The 16,983-nt window shown below is 68.9% G+C and carries 20 protein-coding genes; 12 read left to right on the forward strand and 8 right to left on the reverse strand.

Annotated elements, in window-relative coordinates; all coding sequences use genetic code 11:
* Positions 1 to 27: 27 nt before the first annotated feature.
* From ACOQFR_RS11880 to dbpA, 3 genes are read left to right on the forward strand one after another with little or no spacing between them, the layout of a single operon-like run.
* Positions 28 to 702, forward strand: a complete 675-nt coding sequence (locus ACOQFR_RS11880; protein WP_421382149.1) for a glutathione S-transferase family protein — start codon at positions 28 to 30, stop codon at positions 700 to 702.
* Between the two features lie 23 nt (positions 703 to 725).
* On the forward strand, positions 726 to 1,151 hold the full coding sequence (locus tag ACOQFR_RS11885) for a hypothetical protein (RefSeq protein WP_421382151.1): 426 nt from the start codon (positions 726 to 728) through the stop codon (positions 1,149 to 1,151).
* A 34-nt stretch (positions 1,152 to 1,185) separates the two neighbouring features.
* Entirely contained in the window at positions 1,186 to 2,556 is a 1,371-nt protein-coding gene (gene dbpA / locus ACOQFR_RS11890; RefSeq protein ID WP_421382153.1) for an ATP-dependent RNA helicase DbpA, read from the forward strand.
* 71 nt (positions 2,557 to 2,627) lie between these two features.
* On the opposite strand, the gene ACOQFR_RS11895 is transcribed toward dbpA, so the two are convergent.
* Positions 2,628 to 2,816 (reverse strand): hypothetical protein, encoded by a 189-nt coding sequence (locus ACOQFR_RS11895; protein ID WP_421382156.1) that lies wholly within the window; start codon positions 2,814 to 2,816, stop codon positions 2,628 to 2,630.
* Positions 2,817 to 3,037: 221 nt separating this feature from the next.
* On the opposite strand from ACOQFR_RS11895, the gene ACOQFR_RS11900 reads away from it, so the two are divergent.
* Positions 3,038 to 3,793 carry a pseudouridine synthase gene (locus tag ACOQFR_RS11900; RefSeq protein ID WP_421382159.1) on the forward strand — a complete coding sequence of 252 codons (756 nt, stop codon included), beginning with the start codon at positions 3,038 to 3,040 and terminating at the stop codon, positions 3,791 to 3,793.
* A 59-nt stretch (positions 3,794 to 3,852) separates the two neighbouring features.
* Positions 3,853 to 4,671 carry an FKBP-type peptidyl-prolyl cis-trans isomerase gene (locus ACOQFR_RS11905; protein WP_421382161.1) on the forward strand — a complete coding sequence of 273 codons (819 nt, stop codon included), beginning with the start codon at positions 3,853 to 3,855 and terminating at the stop codon, positions 4,669 to 4,671.
* Here the strand turns inward: ACOQFR_RS11905 and ACOQFR_RS11910 are convergent.
* Positions 4,647 to 5,900, reverse strand: coding sequence for a TIGR03862 family flavoprotein (locus tag ACOQFR_RS11910; RefSeq protein WP_421382164.1), 1,254 nt, complete (start codon positions 5,898 to 5,900; stop codon positions 4,647 to 4,649). The genes ACOQFR_RS11905 and ACOQFR_RS11910 overlap by 25 nt on opposite strands.
* A gap of 108 nt (positions 5,901 to 6,008) precedes the next feature.
* Between ACOQFR_RS11910 and ACOQFR_RS11915 the strand changes: the two genes are divergently transcribed.
* On the forward strand, positions 6,009 to 6,494 hold the full coding sequence (locus tag ACOQFR_RS11915; RefSeq protein ID WP_421382166.1) for an NUDIX hydrolase: 486 nt from the start codon (positions 6,009 to 6,011) through the stop codon (positions 6,492 to 6,494).
* Between the two features lie 253 nt (positions 6,495 to 6,747).
* The gene (locus ACOQFR_RS11920) at positions 6,748 to 7,191 is read left to right on the forward strand and encodes a PA2169 family four-helix-bundle protein (protein ID WP_421382168.1); all 444 of its coding nucleotides are present in this window, start codon (positions 6,748 to 6,750) and stop codon (positions 7,189 to 7,191) included.
* Positions 7,192 to 7,323: 132 nt separating this feature from the next.
* On the opposite strand, the gene ACOQFR_RS11925 is transcribed toward ACOQFR_RS11920, so the two are convergent.
* The gene (locus ACOQFR_RS11925) at positions 7,324 to 9,480 is read right to left on the reverse strand and encodes a M3 family metallopeptidase (protein WP_421382170.1); all 2,157 of its coding nucleotides are present in this window, start codon (positions 9,478 to 9,480) and stop codon (positions 7,324 to 7,326) included.
* Positions 9,481 to 9,563: 83 nt separating this feature from the next.
* The gene (locus ACOQFR_RS11930) at positions 9,564 to 9,998 is read right to left on the reverse strand and encodes a PaaI family thioesterase (protein WP_421382173.1); all 435 of its coding nucleotides are present in this window, start codon (positions 9,996 to 9,998) and stop codon (positions 9,564 to 9,566) included.
* 56 nt (positions 9,999 to 10,054) lie between these two features.
* Between ACOQFR_RS11930 and ACOQFR_RS11935 the strand changes: the two genes are divergently transcribed.
* On the forward strand, positions 10,055 to 10,537 hold the full coding sequence (locus ACOQFR_RS11935) for a glutathione peroxidase (protein ID WP_421382175.1): 483 nt from the start codon (positions 10,055 to 10,057) through the stop codon (positions 10,535 to 10,537).
* Between the two features lie 52 nt (positions 10,538 to 10,589).
* Here ACOQFR_RS11935 and ACOQFR_RS11940 read toward each other — a convergent pair whose 3' ends face one another.
* Positions 10,590 to 10,919, reverse strand: coding sequence for a glycine zipper 2TM domain-containing protein (locus tag ACOQFR_RS11940; RefSeq protein ID WP_421382177.1), 330 nt, complete (start codon positions 10,917 to 10,919; stop codon positions 10,590 to 10,592).
* Positions 10,920 to 11,033: 114 nt separating this feature from the next.
* Positions 11,034 to 11,810: a ferredoxin--NADP reductase gene (locus tag ACOQFR_RS11945; RefSeq protein ID WP_421382179.1), complete on the reverse strand. Its 777-nt coding sequence runs from the start codon at positions 11,808 to 11,810 to the stop codon at positions 11,034 to 11,036.
* 150 nt (positions 11,811 to 11,960) lie between these two features.
* Here ACOQFR_RS11945 and ACOQFR_RS11950 point away from each other — a divergent pair, with 150 nt between their 5' ends.
* The 3 genes from ACOQFR_RS11950 (at position 11,961) to ACOQFR_RS11960 (ending at position 13,267) form a co-directional block, all read left to right on the forward strand.
* Positions 11,961 to 12,170 (forward strand): cold-shock protein, encoded by a 210-nt coding sequence (locus ACOQFR_RS11950; RefSeq protein ID WP_231696100.1) that lies wholly within the window; start codon positions 11,961 to 11,963, stop codon positions 12,168 to 12,170.
* Between the two features lie 165 nt (positions 12,171 to 12,335).
* Entirely contained in the window at positions 12,336 to 12,818 is a 483-nt protein-coding gene (slyD, locus tag ACOQFR_RS11955) for a peptidylprolyl isomerase (protein ID WP_421382182.1), read from the forward strand.
* Between the two features lie 5 nt (positions 12,819 to 12,823).
* Positions 12,824 to 13,267, forward strand: coding sequence for a CoA-binding protein (locus ACOQFR_RS11960; RefSeq protein WP_421382185.1), 444 nt, complete (start codon positions 12,824 to 12,826; stop codon positions 13,265 to 13,267).
* 4 nt (positions 13,268 to 13,271) lie between these two features.
* Here ACOQFR_RS11960 and ACOQFR_RS11965 read toward each other — a convergent pair whose 3' ends face one another.
* Positions 13,272 to 14,387, reverse strand: coding sequence for a sterol desaturase family protein (locus ACOQFR_RS11965; protein WP_421382187.1), 1,116 nt, complete (start codon positions 14,385 to 14,387; stop codon positions 13,272 to 13,274).
* A gap of 102 nt (positions 14,388 to 14,489) precedes the next feature.
* On the opposite strand from ACOQFR_RS11965, the gene ACOQFR_RS11970 reads away from it, so the two are divergent.
* Entirely contained in the window at positions 14,490 to 14,879 is a 390-nt protein-coding gene (locus ACOQFR_RS11970) for a hypothetical protein (protein ID WP_421382190.1), read from the forward strand.
* 9 nt (positions 14,880 to 14,888) lie between these two features.
* Here the strand turns inward: ACOQFR_RS11970 and ACOQFR_RS11975 are convergent, their stop codons facing one another.
* Complete coding sequence (locus ACOQFR_RS11975; RefSeq protein ID WP_421382192.1) at positions 14,889 to 16,973, reverse strand: molybdopterin-dependent oxidoreductase; 2,085 nt, start codon at positions 16,971 to 16,973, stop codon at positions 14,889 to 14,891.
* Positions 16,974 to 16,983 lie beyond the last annotated feature (10 nt).

Consider the following 16,983-nt stretch of genomic DNA (forward strand, 5'->3'; position numbering starts at 1 on the left):
GCTGACGCCGACCAGGATGTGCCGCGAATGATCACTGTCCACCACCTCAACAATTCCCGTTCGCAGCGCGTGCTCTGGCTGCTGGAGGAAATGGGCGTGCCCTACGAGGTCAAGCGCTACCAGCGCGATGCCAAGACCATGCTGGCGCCGCCGGAACTCAAGGCCGTGCATCCGCTGGGCAAGTCGCCGGTCATCACCGACGGCGGCGAGACCGTGGCCGAGTCCGGCGCCATCATCGAATACCTGGCCGACAAGTACGGGCAGGGCAAGCTGCTGCCGCCGCCGGGCGACCCGGCCCGCCGCGCGCAGACCTACTGGCTGCACTACGCCGAAGGCTCGCTGATGCCGCCGATGCTGATGGCGCTGATCTTCGCCAAGGTGCGCAGTGCGCCGATGCCCTTCTTCGCCAAGCCGATCGCACACGGCATCGCCGACAAGGTGATGGGTGGCTTCGTGTCGCCGCAGATCAAGCTGCACCTGGACTACCTGGAGGCCGAGCTGGGCAAGGCGCCTTGGTTCGGCGGCGCGTCGCTGGGCGCGTCCGACGTGCAGCTGAGTTTCCCGATCGAAGCGGCCGCGGCGCGCGGCGGGCTGGACGACAGCCGCCCGCGCCTGGTCGATTTCCTCAAGCGCATCCATGCGCGACCGGCCTACCAGCGCGCACTGGAGAAGGGCGGGCCTTACGAACTGATGCGCGGCTGATCCCCGACGGCGAGGACCCTGACATGAGGCATCGAATCTCCCTGATGATGGCAGTGCTTTGCCTGGCGCCGTGCGGCGCCGGCGCGGAATCGGTCCCCGGGCCCGCGGCGGCCCAGACCGAGGGCGACCCGGCCACCTTGGCCTTCGCCGAAGCGGTGCAGGCCTGCGAGGCCGCGACCTTCGAATCCCCGCATCCCTTCATGCGCGGCTTCATCATTCCCCACCGCATCGTCGGTCCGGCCGACGGCAAGTGCGTCTACTCTCAGGGCATGCCCGGCGACATGCGCATGGAATGCTCGCTGTCGGAAGAAGGCCAGGCCGCCCTGGCCGCCGAATTCCGCGAACAGGCGGCGGGGCGCATGAGTGGGTCCACCGCCAAGCAGCCGGTCTGGGCCAAGGAATGCAGCATCATCGGCAAGGACGGCAAGGCCACGCCCATGGGCGGCTGAGCCGGTGCTCGGCCCGGCCATGCGAGAATGGCGCATGACCGACTTCAAACAATTACCGCTGGCTCCCGAACTGCACCAGGCGCTGGAGGTGCTGGACTACGCCGTGATGACGCCGGTGCAGGCGGCTACCCTGCCGTCCATCCTGGCCGGCCGCGACGTGATCGCACAGGCCCGCACCGGCAGCGGCAAGACCGCGGCCTTCGGCCTGGGCCTGCTGTCGCGGCTGGATGCCGATCACGCTGGCGTGCAGGCCCTGGTGCTGTGCCCCACGCGTGAGCTGGCCGACCAGGTCGGAAAGGAAATCCGCCGGCTGGCGCGGTTTCTTCCCAATACCAAGGTCAGCGTGTTCTGCGGCGGCGTGCCGCTGCGTCCGCATCTGGCCTCGCTGGTACATCCGCCCCAGGTGGTGGTCGGTACGCCCGGCCGCGTGCAGGAGCTGATCGACGAAGGCGCGCTGGTGCTCGACGGCCTGCGCACCGCGGTGCTGGACGAGGCCGACCGCATGCTGGACATGGGCTTCGAGCCGGCCATCGCGGGCATCCTGGGGCAGGCACCCGCGGCGCGCCAGACGCTGATGTTCTCCGCGACTTTTCCGGAGGAAATCCGCGCGCTGGGCCGCCGTTTCCAGCGCCAGCCCGAAGAGCACACGGTGTCCGACGGCGACGCTGCGGTGATCGAGCAGCGCTTCTACGAGGTCGAAGCCCCGCGCAAGGCCGATGCCCTGGCCCTGCTGCTGGGCGACCTCAAGCCCGAGTCGGCCCTGGTGTTCTGCAACACCCGGCGCGACGTGCAGCAGGTTGCTGAGGACCTCGCCCAGCGCGGCTTTGCGGTGATGGCCCTGCACGGCGACCTTGAACAGCGTGACCGCGACGAGGTGCTGGTCTGCTTCGGCAACCGCAGCTGCCAGGTGCTGGTGGCCACCGACGTCGCCGCGCGCGGCCTGGACATCAAGGACCTGCCGCTGGTGGTCAGCCATGGCCTGGCCAGCGACGTGGACACGCACACGCACCGCATCGGCCGCACCGGCCGGGCCGGGGAAGCCGGCCTGGCCCTGGCCCTGGTGGCCGGCGACGAACGACGGCGTGTGGCCGGCATCGAGGAACGATTGGGGGGCGCAGTGCGCTGGGAGCGGATCGACCTTTCGCGCAAGCCGGCCCGGCCCGCGCCTGCGGTGATGACGACGCTGGTGGTGGACGCCGGAAGGCAGGACAAGCTCCGGCCCGGCGATCTGGTGGGTGCACTGACGGGGGAGGCCGGACTGGCCGCCACGGCCATCGGCAAGATCGACGGTTTCCCGACCCGCACCTATGTCGCGATCGAGCGCAGCCAGGCCCAGAAGGCCCTGGAGAGACTGCGGGCGGGGAAGATCAAGGGCCGCAACTTCCGGGTCCGGAAGCTGGGCTGACGGCGGGAGCGCGGCAGCGCGCGGCCCGGTCGTGACCAGCGGGTGTTCGCGCCAATCCGCAGCATGGGACTTCAGCCCCGGGGACGGCCGCCGACCGCCGCCTGGCGCGGGGCGGTCATCGCCTTGCGGCGGCTGATCTCGGCGTCAACGCGCCGGTACTCCGGGGTGCCGATCTCGCCGGCCATGACCAGTTCCCAGAGCCGGATCGCCAGCTCATCGTCCATGACCTGCTTGGTGGGGAAGGGGATGACGATACCCATGATGCTGCACTCCGGTCGGGGGTTGGTTGGGATTGCACTGGGCATGCTGCAGGATTCATGCCAGCCGGATGGCCGATGGGCACCAGAGCGCCGTCGTCTTCCGAATCCGTGACGGATTGGGCATTTCGATGACCGTGACCCCCAGATCTTCGGTGCCGGCACACGGCCAGACCCAAGCCGGGGCCGCCGCGGCGGTGACTTGACCGCCCCGGCGTGACAGGATGCGCGCCACTTCTGACGCGGCGCGGCACCCCTTGGCATCCATGCGTGTGAACAAGTTCATCAGCGACACCGGCTATTGCAGCCGCCGCGAGGCCGACCGGCTGGTCACCGAACGGCGGGTGACGGTCAATGGCCTGCCGGCCGGCATCGGTACCCAGGTGGCCGAGGGCGACGAGGTCCGGGTCGACGGCCAGCCGCTGGTCCAGCGCGCGGCCAAGCCCGGTGCGCGCCGGCACGTCTACATCGCGCTGAACAAGCCGGTGGGCATCACCTGCACCACCGACACCACCGTGAAGGGCAACATCGTCGATTTCGTCGGCCATCAGCAGCGCATCTTCCCCATCGGTCGACTGGACAAGGATTCCGAGGGCCTGATCCTGCTGACCAGCAACGGCGACATCGTCAACGAGATCCTGCGGGCCGAGAACCACAAGGAAAAGGAATACCTGGTGGGCGTCAACCTGCCGGTCACCGACGACTTCCTGCGCGGCATGGCCCGCGGCGTGCGCATCCACAACGAGATGACCCTGCCGTGCCGCACGCGCAAGATCGCCCGCTTCGGATTCTCGATCGTGCTCACCCAGGGGCTGAACCGGCAGATCCGCCTGATGGCGGCCGCGTTCGGCTACCGCGTCACCCAGCTCAGGCGCATCCGCATCGCCAACGTGAAGCTGGCCGAGATCAAGCCGGGCCGCTGGCGCAACCTGACCGAGGCTGAACTGCGCGGCCTGCTGCCGGGACGCACCGACTGGTGAGGCCGGCACGTTCTGCTAACCTCCGCGCCGTCGCCCGAACCCCGTACGGAGTGTTGAAGATGTCGCCTCGCGCCCTGGTGCTGCTGCTCGCCCTGACCTGTCCCGCCGCGTGGGCGGTGGATGCCCTGCGCGCTCCCGCGCCGCTGGACGCGCCGCCGCCGCAGGCCATCGAAACCGCGAGCGGCATGGCCTACGTGGTGGTCAAGCCCGGTCCGGATGCCTCGCGCACCGTCCGCGGCGATTACGTCGAATACCGGGCCGACATCTGGAGCGCCGATGGCGTGACGCGCGCCAATTCCCGCCAGGAAGGTGCCCAGGTGGGCTCGATCCGGAGCCTGGCCCTGGCGCAGCCCGGACTGGCGCGCGCGCTGCTGACCACGCCGATCGGCGAGACGCGGCGCTGGTGGATCCAGGCCGATCGCCTCAAGCCCGGTTACCCGGGCATGCCGGACCTGCCGCATGTGATCGACCTGACCGTGGTGGGCGAGAAGTCCAGCCCGATCGACACGCCGGCCGACGTCGCCGCCGTGCCCGCCGAGGCGGTCCGCACGCCCAGCGGCCTGGCGTACAAGGTGCTCAAGCGCGGCGACGGCGGCGACAAGCCCACCCTGTCCAGCATCATCGACATCCACTACAGCGGCTGGACCACCGACGGCAAACTGTTCGACAGCTCGGTCGTGCGCAACGAGCGTGCGGTGTTTCCGCTGGGCGAGCTGATTCCCGGTTGGCAGGAAGGCGTGCCGCTGATGTCGCGCGGCGACACCTTCCGCTTCTGGGTACCGGGCTCGCTGGCCTACGACAGCCAGCCATCGCCGGGCGCGCCGCGCGGCATGCTGGTGTTCGACATCACGCTCTACGACTTCCGCGCGGCGCCCTGAGCCTGCAGCCAGTGCACGGCGCCGAGCGCGGCGACCCGGCCACTGGCGAAGCTGGCGCTGAGCAGGTAGCCGCCGGTCGGCGCCTCCCAGTCCAGCATCTCGCCGGCGCAGAACACACCCGGGCGTGAACGCAGCATCAGGTGCTGATCCAGCGATTCCAGGCGCACGCCACCGGCGGTGCTGATGGCTTCGGCCAGGGGACGCGGGGCGACGAGTCGCACCGGCAGCGATTTGATGCCCTGCGCGAGTGTCGCCGGATCTTCCAGCGCCGCCTTGTCCAGGCGTTCGCGCAGCAGGGCCGCCTGCACGCCGTGGATGCCGGCGTTGCGGCGAAGGTGCTCGGAAAGGCTGCGTCCCGCGCGTGGCCTGGCCAGGTCGCGCGTCAGCCTTGACGCGTCGCGGCCGGGCGCCAGGTCCATGCGCAGGATCGCGTGGCCCTGGGCATGGATCCGATGGCGCAGGTCGGCCGACAGGGCGTAGACAAGGCTGCCCTCCAGTCCGGTCGCGGTAGCGACGCATTCGCCCTGGCGCCACCGCAGCGGCGCGCCATCGTCGATCGCCAGCCGGACGGGCTTGATCGGTGCGCCGGCATGGCGCTGCGCGAAGTGCTCGCTCCAGCCGACGTCGAAGCCGCAGTTGGCCGGTTCAAGCGGGGCCACGTCCGCGCCCAGCGTGCGCAGGGCAGGGACCCAGGCACCGTCCGAGCCCAGCTCGGGCCAGCTGCCTCCGCCCATGGCCAGAACGGTGGCGGCCGCGGACACGCGCAGCTCACCCCCTGGCGTTTCCAGCCGGTGCGCTTCGTCATCGGCCTGGCCCAGCCAGCGATGCTGCACGTGGAAACGCACGCCCTGCTCGCGCAGGCGGCGCACCCAGCCCCGCAGCAGCGGCGCCGCCTTGAGGTCCAGCGGAAACACGCGACCGGAACTGCCGACGAAGGTGTCCACGCCCAGGCCGCGCGCCCAGTCGCGCAGCGCCTCGGGCGGGAAAGCCTGCAGCCAGTTCGACACGGCGTCGGCACGCGGGCCGTAGCGCGCGGTGAACGCGGGCATCGACTCGCCGTGGGTCAGGTTGAGCCCACCCTTGCCGGCGATCAGGAACTTGCGGCCGACCGAGCCCTTGGCGTCGAACACATCCACGGCCAGGCCCGCGGCACGCGCAGTCTCGGCCGCCATCAGGCCGGCCGGACCGCCGCCGATGATCGCCAGGCCGGGGAGGGAGACGGTTTGCATGCCGCGATTGTCGCATGCCGAATCCGCTCGCCCGGTGCCCACAACTTGCGCGAGCCAGCCCGGCCCACCAAGCTTTCTCTATCCCGAACGCCGGATGCCGCATGCCGCATGCCCTACACGCCGATCACCGCCACCCTGGCCTACGTACTGTCGCCCGATCGCAAGCGCTGCCTCATGGTCCATCGCAACGCGCGGCCGGGCGACCATCACCTGGGCAAGTACAACGGGCTGGGCGGCAAGCTCGAGCGCGATGAGGACGTGCTGGCGGGACTGCGGCGAGAGATCCGCGAGGAGGCCGGCATCGAATGCACCCAGGTGCAGCTGCGCGGAACACTGAGCTGGCCCGGTTTCGGCAAGCAGGGCGAGGACTGGCTGGGCTTCATCTTCCTGGTCGAGGCGTATTCCGGGCAACCGTTTGCGGCGAACGAAGAAGGCGACCTGGAATGGGTGGAACTGTCCCGTCTGGACAGCCTGCCGCTCTGGGAGGGCGACCGCCATTTCCTGCCGCTGGTGTTCGACGGCGACCCACGGCCGTTCCACGGCGTCATGCCGTACCAGCAGGGCAAGATGGTGTCTTGGCGTTATTCGCGTTGATCAGCACTTAAATGCCGTCAAATGCGCTCAAATGTGATTAAAGCGCGCGCTTGAATCAAGCCGCCGAAATGCCCGAATAACCGAATTTTCACGCCGTGGAACGTATGATCCACGGACTGGAAACGGCCCCTGTGGCCATCAGTGTCGTTCGCTTCCCTTCGCGACCGCCTCGCCCCGTCCCGACGGGGCCCACCGCCACCCGGCCTGTAGCGGGGTGATCGCGCTGACCCTTACCCACGCCAAGGAGCGCCGCATGACCGATACCACGAACAGCATTTCCGACCTGATCGAAATCAGCGAGGACGGAATCGCGTTCTACGAAGAAGCGGCGCAGAAGGTGAAGGACAAGAAGCTGAGCACGCTGTTCACCCGCCTGGCCAAGGCCAAGTCCGAGCTGGCGGCGGAACTGACCGGCGAGATGAAGCCGGTGACCGGCAAGAAGAAGGTGGCCCGCAAGACCGACGGCCCGCTGGGCGAACTGAGCAAGGCCTATGCCGGCCTGCGCAAGCAGTGGCCCGAGTCCGGCGCCGAGCGCTACACCCGCATGGCCGAAGTCGAAGGCGCGCTGCAGCTGACCTTCCAGAAGGTCGTGCTCGACCGCGACCACAGCTTCGTCGTGCGCGTCCTGGCCAAGCAGTACGTCAGCAAGGCCGAAGTCCTGAACAAGGAACTCCGCGCCTGCCAACGCGCCGCCTGACGGTCAAAAGCCGGCCACCGACGAGGCTCCGGCCCCTTTACATCAATCGGCTTTTATCCGCGTAAATCCCCGGCAAAAAAAAGAAAACGCCCGGCACTCGCCGGGCGTTTTTCGTTGGAGCGACGTGAATGCTCAGTCCGCAGCAGCCGGCGTCTCCAGGCCGCGACGCTTGAGCAGCGGACCCACCTGCGGGTCGCGGCCGCGGAAGTCGCGGAAGAGCTGCATCGCATCCACGCTGCCGCCGCGCGACAGCAGGGTGCGGCGGAAGTGGTCGCCATTGGCGCGGCTCAGGCCGCCGTTTTCCTTGAACCACTCCACCGATTCGGCGTCCAGCACTTCGCTCCAGAGGTAGGCGTAGTAGCCGGCCGAGTAGCCGCCCATGATGTGCGAGAAGTAGGTGCTGCGGTAACGCGGCGGCACCGGCGCGTAGTCCACGCCCGCGGCGCGCAGCGCCTGGGCCTCGAAGGCGAGGGTGTCGCTGGGCACTTCGTTGGCCGCCAGCTGGTGCCACTTCTGGTCCAGCATCGCCGCCGCCAGGTATTCGGTGGTGGCGTGGCCCTGGCCGTACTGCTCGGCCGCCAGCACCTTGTCCAGCAGCGCCTGCGGGATCGGCTCGCCGGTCTCGTGGTGCTTGGCGTAATTGGCCAGGATCGAGGGCCACGTGGCCCACATCTCGTTGACCTGGGACGGATACTCGACGAAGTCGCGCGGCACGCTGGTGCCGGCGAACTGCGGGTACTTCACATTCGAGAACAGGCCGTGCAGCGCGTGGCCGAACTCATGGAACATGGTGGTGACCTCGTCGAAGGTCATCAGGGTCGGCTGGCCGTCGGCCGGCTTGGGGATGTTCTGGTGGTTGGCCACCACAGGCTGGGTGCCGGTCAGCCCGTTCTGCGGCACATAGGCATTCATCCAGGCGCCGCCGCGCTTGTTGCCGCGCGCGTAGAAGTCGCCCAGGAACAGGCCCAGCGGCTTGCCGTCGGCCTCGAACACCTCGAACACCCGCACGTCCGGGTGGTAGGTGGGCAGGTCGGTGCGCTCCTTGAAGCTCAGGCCGTACAGCTGGCCCGCGGCGTAGAAGACGCCGTTCTTGAGCACGCTGTCGAGCTCGAAGTAGGGACGCAGCTGCGATTCGTCGAAGTCGTACTTCTGCTTGCGCACCTTCTCGGCGTAGAAGGACCAGTCGGCGGCCTCGAGCTGGAAGCCGCCCTTGTCGGCATCGATGATGGCCTGCATGTCGGCGGCTTCGCGGCGGGCGTTGGCCACGGCGGCCGGCGCCAGGTCGGCCATCAGCTTGTTGACGGCGCCGACGGTGCCGGCGGTTTCATCTTCCAGCACGTAGGCGGCGTGGGTCGGGTAGCCCAGCAAGGCGGCCCGTTCGGCGCGCAGCTTGGCCACGCGCGCGACGATGGCGCGGTTGTCGAACTCGCCACCGCGGCTGCCGCGGCTGAGCGAGGCGGCCATGATGCGCTGGCGCAGTTCGCGATTGGTCAGCGAGGACAGCAGCGGCTGGCCGCTGGTGTTCTGCAGGGCGATCAGGTACTGGCCCGGCTTGCCCGCGGCCTTGGCGGCTTCGGCGGCGGCGGTGACCGCATCCGGCGACAGGCCGTCAAGCAGCTTGACGTCGTCCACCAGCACACCGGAGGCATTCACTTCCTTGAGCACGTTCTGGCTGAAGGTGGTGGCCAGCGTGGCCAGTTCGGAATTCATCGCCTTGAGCTTGGTCTTGTCGGCGTCGGACAGGTTGGCACCGGCGCGCACGAAGTCGGTGTGGTAGCGCTCGAGCAGGCGCAGGCTCTCGGCGTCCAGGCCCAGCTTGTCGCGGCCGTCGTGCAGGGTCTTGATGCGGGCAAACAGCTTGCCGTCGAGCAGGATGGCGTCCTGGTGGGCGGCCAGCTTGGGCGCCATCTGGGCCTGCACGGCCTGCATGGCGTCGTTCGTGTTCGCGCCGGCCAGGTTGAAGAACACGGCCGAAACGCGATTGAGCACCGCGCCGGTCTTCTCCATCGCGACGATGGTGTTCTCGAAGCTGGGCGCCGCCGGATTGTTGGCGATGTCGTCGACCTGGGCGCGCTGGTCGGCCATGCCCTTCTCGAACGCCGGCGCGTAGTGCGCGTCCTGGATCTGGTCGAAGGGCGGCAGCTGGTAGGGCAGGGTGCTCGGCGCGAAGAAGGGATTGGCGGACACGGGTTCGGCGGCCTGGGTGACGGGATCGGCCGCCGCGGCGAAGGCGACGGGCGTGGCCGCGCAAAGGGCGGCGGCGAGGGCGAGCGACAGCTTGTGGGTCATGGAGTCGGGTCCTTCACGGGTTCGGTAAACCCATGAAGCCTACCCCATGGCCCATGAAGGCCACGCATGACGAAAGGCAGGGGTCAGGGTCCCAGCAGATGGCTCGTGCAGTGTGCAAGCACCAGCACCTTGCCCTCCGGCCCGACCACCTCCCCCGACAGATAAAGGTTGTGGCGGGTGCGGGACACCAGCCGGGCGATGCAGTCGATGTAGGCCATGCCCGGCGGCACCGGGCGCAGGTAGTCCAGGCTCAGGTGGCTGGTGACGCTGGGCGGCGCGATCAGATAGGAGAAGGGACCCAGCGTATTGTCGAGTGCGGCCGCGATGAAGCCGCCCTGCATGTAGCCCAGCGGGTTCTGGTAGGCCTCCAGCACCGGGAAGCGCATGCTCAGCCACTGGCCGTCCTCGTATTCCAGGGGCTGGCCCTGCATGCCGAGAAGGCACGGCGGCGGGATCTTCAGGCCAGGCGGCAGGCGCGCGCGAAGCAGGTCGTCGAGTACAGCAGCGGAAACAGGCATGTCGGCTCCGTGCGGGAGGATTGCGCTAGGCTAGCCCGGTCCAACCGGAGTCCGCCATGACCACTGCGTATGATTTTTCCGCCAAGACCATCGAAGGCACCGAGCTGTCCCTGGACGCGTACAAGGGCAAGGCCATGCTGATCGTCAACACGGCCTCCAAGTGCGGCTTCACGCCGCAGTACGCCGGACTGGAGAAGCTTGCGCGCAAGTACCAGGACAAGGACGTGGTGGTGCTGGGCTTCCCCTGCGACCAGTTCGGCCACCAGGAGCCGGGCGACGAGGCCGAGATCAGGAATTTCTGCTCGCTCACCTACGACGTGAGCTTCCCGATGTTCGCCAAGATCGACGTCAACGGACCGCAGGCGCATCCCCTGTACCGCTGGCTGAAGTCCGAAAAGGCCGGCCTGCTGGGCATGGAAGGCATCAAGTGGAACTTCACCAAGTTCCTGGTCGGCAAGGACGGCAAGGTGCTCAAGCGCTACGCGCCGACCGACACGCCGGAAAAGATCGAGAAGGACATCGCCGCGCTGGTGGGCTGAAGCGCAGCGCCACTGCGCGCCCGGGGCTTGGCCGACGGGCGCGCCGCGGGGCTCAGCGTGGAATCACCTGGGCGCCGTTGCCGGTGCCTTCGACATACACCTTCTGGCCCTTGCGCAGGCCAGGGGCCGCGCTCGAAGGCTGGGTCACCACCACCAGCACGCCGCTTTCCAGCCGGACCACGACCTGCACGCGGGCGATCGGCTTGTCGTGGGCCTCGGCGACGTTGCGTCCGGCCTTGGCACCGGCCAGCGCACCGACCACCTTGGCCACGTCGCGGCCATGGCCGCCGCCGACCAGGCTGCCCAGGCCCAGGCCGATGCCTGCGCCCACGATGGCGCCCACGCCATGGTGATGGTGGGACTTGATCTGTACTTCGGTCACCTGTTCGATCACACCCTCGCGGATCGGATCACGCGTGCTGGCCGACGCCGCCGGCAGCGTGAGGGCGAGCAGGGGCCGGCTGGCAGCAAAAGCCTAGCACCGTGCCGGTGCGGATCACTTCTCGACGAAGGCCCGTTCGAAGACGTATTCGCCGGCGGTGCCGATGCGCGGCGCCGGGCGGAAGCCCCGGGCATCGAGCAGGGCGCGGAAGTCGGCCAACATTTGCGGGCTGCCGCAGATCATGGCCCGGTCCCGGGCGGCGTCCAGCGGCTCGAGCCCCAGGTCGGCCTGCATCCGGCCGCTGTCCATCAGGCTGGTCAGGCGGCCGGCATTCCGGAAGGGCTCGCGGCTGACCGCCGGGTAGTACCGCAGCTGCCGGGTGATCACCTCGCCCAGATGCTCATGGCGGGGCAATTCGTTGACGATGTAGTCGTGGTAGCACAGATCGCCGACGCCGCGGACGCCGTGGGTCAGGATGACCCGCTCGAAGCGCTCGTAGGTTTCCGGGTCCTTCACGATGCCCAGGAAGGGCGCCAGGCCGGTGCCGGTGGCCAGCAGGTAGAGGTTCCGGCCCGGGTGCAGGTCGCTGATCAGCAGGGTGCCGGTGGGCTTGCGGCTCACCAGCACGTCGTCGCCGGGCTGGATGTGGCACAGCCGGGACGTGAGCGGGCCGTTGGGCACCTTGATGCTGAAGAACTCCAGCTCCTCCTCCCAGTTGGCGCTGGCGATGGAGTACGCGCGCATCAGGGGCCGGCCGTCCACGGGCAGCCCGATCATCACGAATTGGCCGTTCTCGAAGCGCAGGCCGTCGTCCCGGGTGGTCGTGAAGCTGAAGTAGTCGTCGTTCCAGTGCCGGACGCTGAGCACGCGCTCGGTGGCGAAGGCGGACATGCAGGGAGCTCGGGCCGGGGCAGGAAGGGACCCCGAATTGTACGACATTCGCAATCCCGGCCATAAGCGAGTATGGTCACGGGACTGCGGTTGCCGGTATCACGGCTGATCGTGGTTACCCAACCAACTGTTACAACAAGGATTAGAGATATGTCGGATCGTCAGACTGGAACCGTGAAGTGGTTCAACGACGCCAAGGGCTTTGGCTTCATCACCCCGGAAAGCGGCGAGGACGTGTTTGTCCACTTCCGTTCCATCCAGGGCACCGGCTTCAAGTCCCTGCAGGAAGGCCAGAAGGTCTCCTTCAAGGTCGTGAAGGGCCAGAAGGGCATGCAGGCGGACGAAGTGCAGCCGCTGTAATCGCTGCCGCCAAGCAATGCTGATCAAGCCCTGGCCGGCAACGGCCGGGGCTTTTTCTTGGCGCGTGCGGGCCGCCGCATTTGCGCGGGCCCCGCGCTTGGCCTAGCCTATGCGCCCTTTTCCCGCCGACCGCGCCCCCGGGTCCGGCCTCCCCCAAGGATTCCCATGCAGATTGCCGAGCGCACCGTCGCGTCCTTCCACTACACCCTGACCGATGACGCGGGCACGGTGATCGATTCCTCCCGCGGCGCCGATCCGCTGACCTACCTGCACGGCGTCGGTAACATCGTGCCGGGCCTGGAGAAGGCCATGGAAGGTCGCCGCGCCGGCGACAGCTTCGACGTCAAGGTGTCCCCGGAAGAGGGCTACGGCACGCCGAACGAAATGCTGATCCAGGTCGTGCCGCGCGAAGCCTTCCAGGGCGTGGACGACATCGAGGTCGGCATGCAGTTCCAGGCGCAGACCCCGCAGGGCGCCATCTCGGTGGTCATCGCCAAGATCGAGGACGGCATGGTCACCGTGGACGGCAACCACCCGCTGGCCGGCCAGAACCTCAACTTCGCCATCGAAGTGGTGGACGTGCGCGACGCCTCCGTCGAGGAAGTGGTGCACGGCCACGTGCACGGCGCCGGCGGCCACAACCACTGAACGCCATGGGTGCCCGCGGCCGCCTGATCGAATCGGAAACCGACCTGCGGGCGCTGCTGGCGCGCGTGCGGCGGGTGGCGGTGCTGGGCATCAAGACCGAGTCCCAGCGCGGCCAGCCGGCCATCGAAGTGCCGCGCTATCTCGAGCGCGCCGGCCTGGACGTGGTGCCGGTGCCGGTCTACTACCCCGAGGTGGAAACCATCCTGGGCCGGCCGGTCTACCGCAGCCTGGCCGAGATTCCGGGTGACATCGACCTGGTGGACGTGTTCCGTCGCTCCAAGGACCTGATGCCGCACCTGGCCGACGTGCTGGCCAAGCGGCCACCGGCGGTCTGGCTGCAGTCGGGCATCCGCCACGCCGCGTTCGCCGAGGCCCTGCTCGAGGCCGGCATCGATGTGGTGCAGGACCGTTGCCTGATGGTGGACCACCGACACTTCGCGACCGCCTGAGTCTTCAGGGCGGTGCGGCCCCGCGGCCTCCGCGCCGGGTCGCCTGCAGGAACGGCGCCAGGTGCTGCCGCCACACGCCCTCGGGCACGTCGTCGGGATCCAGGTTTCCGTACTCCGCCGGCCAAGTGCCGTCGCGCGGCAGGCGGTAAGTGCCCATCAGGCGGTCGATGACCGGCAGGTGGATGGCGTAGTGCGCGTCCACGTAGCGCGGATCGCGCGCGTGGTGCCAGTGATGGTAGCGGGGCAGCACCAGCACCTGCTCCAGCCAGCCGAAGCGCAGTCCCAGGTTGGCGTGCGCCAGCACCGCCTGCAGCCCGACCAGGATCACGTAGGCGTTGATCGCCGGCTGCGAAAAACCCAGCACCACCAGCGGCAGCAGCACGAAGCTTCGGGTCAGCACGATCTCGAACAGATGCATGCGCGATCCCGCCAGCCAGTCCATGTGCCGGCTGCTGTGGTGGATGGCATGGAAGCGCCACAGCCAGGGCACGCGGTGGTAGGCGCGGTGAAGCACGGCCTGCGCCAGGTCGGCGCACACGACCGCGATCATGAACTGCAGCCAGACCGGCAAGGATTGCAGCGACGCTGCCAGCGCCGGGAAGGCCACCAGCGCCGCGATGTGCGTGGTCCAGGCCGTGACCAGGATCAGGATGAACTGCACCAGCACGTGGCTGAGGAAGAAATAGGCCAGGTCGGTGCGCCAGCCGGGCCGCAGCAGCGACTGGTCCAGGCGGCCCAGCGCGCGTTCGATCGGCACGAACACCAGGGCCGAGAAGAACAGCGACACCACGAACCAGTCCAGCCCCAGCGACCACGGCGTCTGCCCGATGGGATCCAGCTGCACGTCGGTGCCGCCCAGCAGCACGGCCAGGGTGGCGCTGCCCACGCCCAGCAACGCCACACGGCGGTTGCGTCCGCGCAGGATGGCCACGGTGCCCAGCACGAAGGCCGCCACCAGTCCGAACAGCAGAAGGCCGCGCGCGAAATCCTCGCTGTACACCCGGCGGAAGTCGCGGCTGGTCAGCAGTTCGGGAAAGTGGAAACACACCACGGCGATCAGGCTCAGGACGCCGAGCCAGGCGGAAAGATGGGCGAACCAGGAGGGCCGCGTGGGACGCATGGGGGGTTTCCGTAGGCCTGTGCGCACGATAGGACAAGCGGCACAGGCCGGAAAGGGGAGGGCGCGCTAGAATGCCGCTCCCCCCGATTCCCGCCGTGCCACGTGACATCCCTGCCCCCCGATATCCGCATCCGTTACGAAGACCGTCCCGGTTACCTCTACGCCGAAGTCACCGGACCCCGCGACAGCCACGAGATCTCCCTGGCCTACTGGGCCGACATCGCCAGCCAGTGCCGGCGCCGCCAGGCCCGCAAGCTGCTGGTGCTGGAGAACCTGGGCGACCACGTCGGCGAGCGCGACCTGCCTGCGGTGGTCGACCACCTGATCGAACTGGGCCTGGACCAGGTACAGGTAGCCTTCGTCGTCGGACGCATCGAGCTGATGGCGCACATGGAGCACGGCGAAATCCTGGCCCTGGAGCGTGGCGCCAACGGCCGCGTGTTCGGCAACGTCACCGTCGCCGAACGCTGGCTGCGACACGGCGGCCACTGAGGCCGGCAATCACTCCGCTTCGACGGAGATCGCGACGCCGTTGAGCGCCGCATTGCCCGACGGCAGGTCCAGCTGCTGCGGATCGCTCAGGTCGTTGTAGTTCGCGCCGGGTACCGCTTCGGCGCGCCGCTGCCGCGTGCCTCCGCGATCATGGCCAAAGCCATGGGGCAGGCAGGCCACGCCCGGCATGACCTCGTCGCTGGCGCAGACTTCGGTGCTTACCTCGCCCGTGGCCGAGGCGATGCGCACGCGTGCGCCATCGGCCAGCGCGCGCCGCGCCAGGTCGTCCGGATGCATCAGCAGCTGGTGCCGCGCCTTGCCTTTGACCAGCCGCGGCGCGTTGTGCATCCACGAATTGTTGCTGCGCACGTCGCGGCGGCCGATCAGGCGCAGCGCGTTGCCATCGACGCCCGCTGCGGCCTGCTGCAGCCGCGTCAGGTCCTGCAGCAGCAGGGGCGGTGCGCATTCGATGCAGCCGCTGGCGGTTTCCAGCCGCGACAGCAACGACGGCCGCAGCGGCCCAAGGTCGATGCCGTGGGGCGAGGCCACCAGCGTGTCCCAGTCCAGGCCGGAGCCGCCGCGCTCCAGACCCGCCCGGATCACGTCCAACGGCGGCAGCGCCTCTCGCCAGGGCTTGCCGGCCGCTGCGCTGTAGTGGCGGCCCAGGGCGTTGATGATCTGCCAGTCGGCACGCTGGTCATCGGGCTGCGCATGCAAGGGCAGGCTCAGCTTGGCCACGCGGCGCACCGCGAAACTGTTGAAGTGCAGGTCGTAGTGCGGCTGGGTCAGCGGCGAGGCCGGCGGCAGGATCAGGTGCGCATGCCGGGTGGTCTCGTTGAGGTAGATGTCGATGCTGACCATGTAGTCCAGAGACGCCAGCGCGCGGTCCAGCCCGCGGCCATCGGGCGTGGACAGCACCGGGTTGCCAGCACAGGTCAGCAGCGCGCGCAGCTGGCCGGGGCCGGGCGTGAGTATTTCCTCGGCCAGCACCGCCACCGGCAGTTCGCCCGCGAATTCGGGCAGGCCGCGGACACGGCTGCGCCAGCGATCGCGCTGGCCCGGCGAGGTTCCAGGGCCAGTGACGGGAAAGGCTGCCTCGTTGGGCAGGGCGCCACCCTCGCGATCGAGGTTGCCGCTGACCAGGTTCACCAGCTGGATCAGCCACTGGCACAGGCTGCCGTAGGCCTGGGTGGACACGCCCATACGGCCGTAGGCGACCGCCGCCGGCGCGGCCAGGAAATCGGCGGCGATGGTGCGGATGTCGGAGCGCGAAATCCCAGTACGCGCCTCGACCTCACCCGTGTCCACCGCCAGGACGGCCGCCAAAGCCTCGTCCAGGCCTGCGAGCCTGCCCGCGTAGGCCTGCACGCGCGGCGGCCCGAGCGCCAGCATTTCCTGCAGCAGCGCCAGCAGGAACCAGGCATCCGTGCCGGGCCGGATGAAGTGGTGGCGGCTGGCCATGGCCGCGGTTTCGGTGCGGCGCGGGTCGAGCACCACGAGCCGGCCGCGTTCGACCAGCGCCTGCAGCCGCTTCTGCACGCCCGGCGCGGTCATCAGGCTGCCGTTGGACGCGACCGGGTTGGCGCCCAGCATCAGCAGGTAACCGGTGCGGTCGATGTCGGGGACCGGCAGCAGGAACTGGTGGCCGTACATCAGCCAGTCCACCAGCTGGTGCGGCCACTGGTCCACCGATGACGCGCTGAAGAAGTTGCGGCTGCGGAAGGCCCGCAGCAGGGCGGGCAGGTAGGCGATGTGGCCGAAGTGGTGCACGTTCGGATTGCCCAGGTACGCCCCCACGGCGTCGGAGCCATGCGCCGACTGCGCGGCGGCCAAACGTTCCCCGGCCTCGGCGAAGGCCTCGTCCCAGCCGACCTCCTCCCAGTCGCTGCCGCGACGACGCAGGGGGCGGCGCAGGCGATCGGGGTCGGCCTCCAGGTCGAGGATGGCATTGCCCTTCGGGCAGACATGGCCACGGCTGAAGGGATCTGCGGCATCGCCCCGGATGGCGACCAGGTCGGGGCCTTCGTACTGCAGCTCCAGGCCGCAGATCGCCTCGCACAGCGGGCACGCACGGAACCGGGACGTCCTGGCCACGACCACCTCG

Origin of the sequence: Arenimonas sp. MALMAid1274 (genome assembly GCF_049195245.1) — a bacterium.
Classification (GTDB): Bacteria; Pseudomonadota; Gammaproteobacteria; order Xanthomonadales; family Xanthomonadaceae; genus Arenimonas.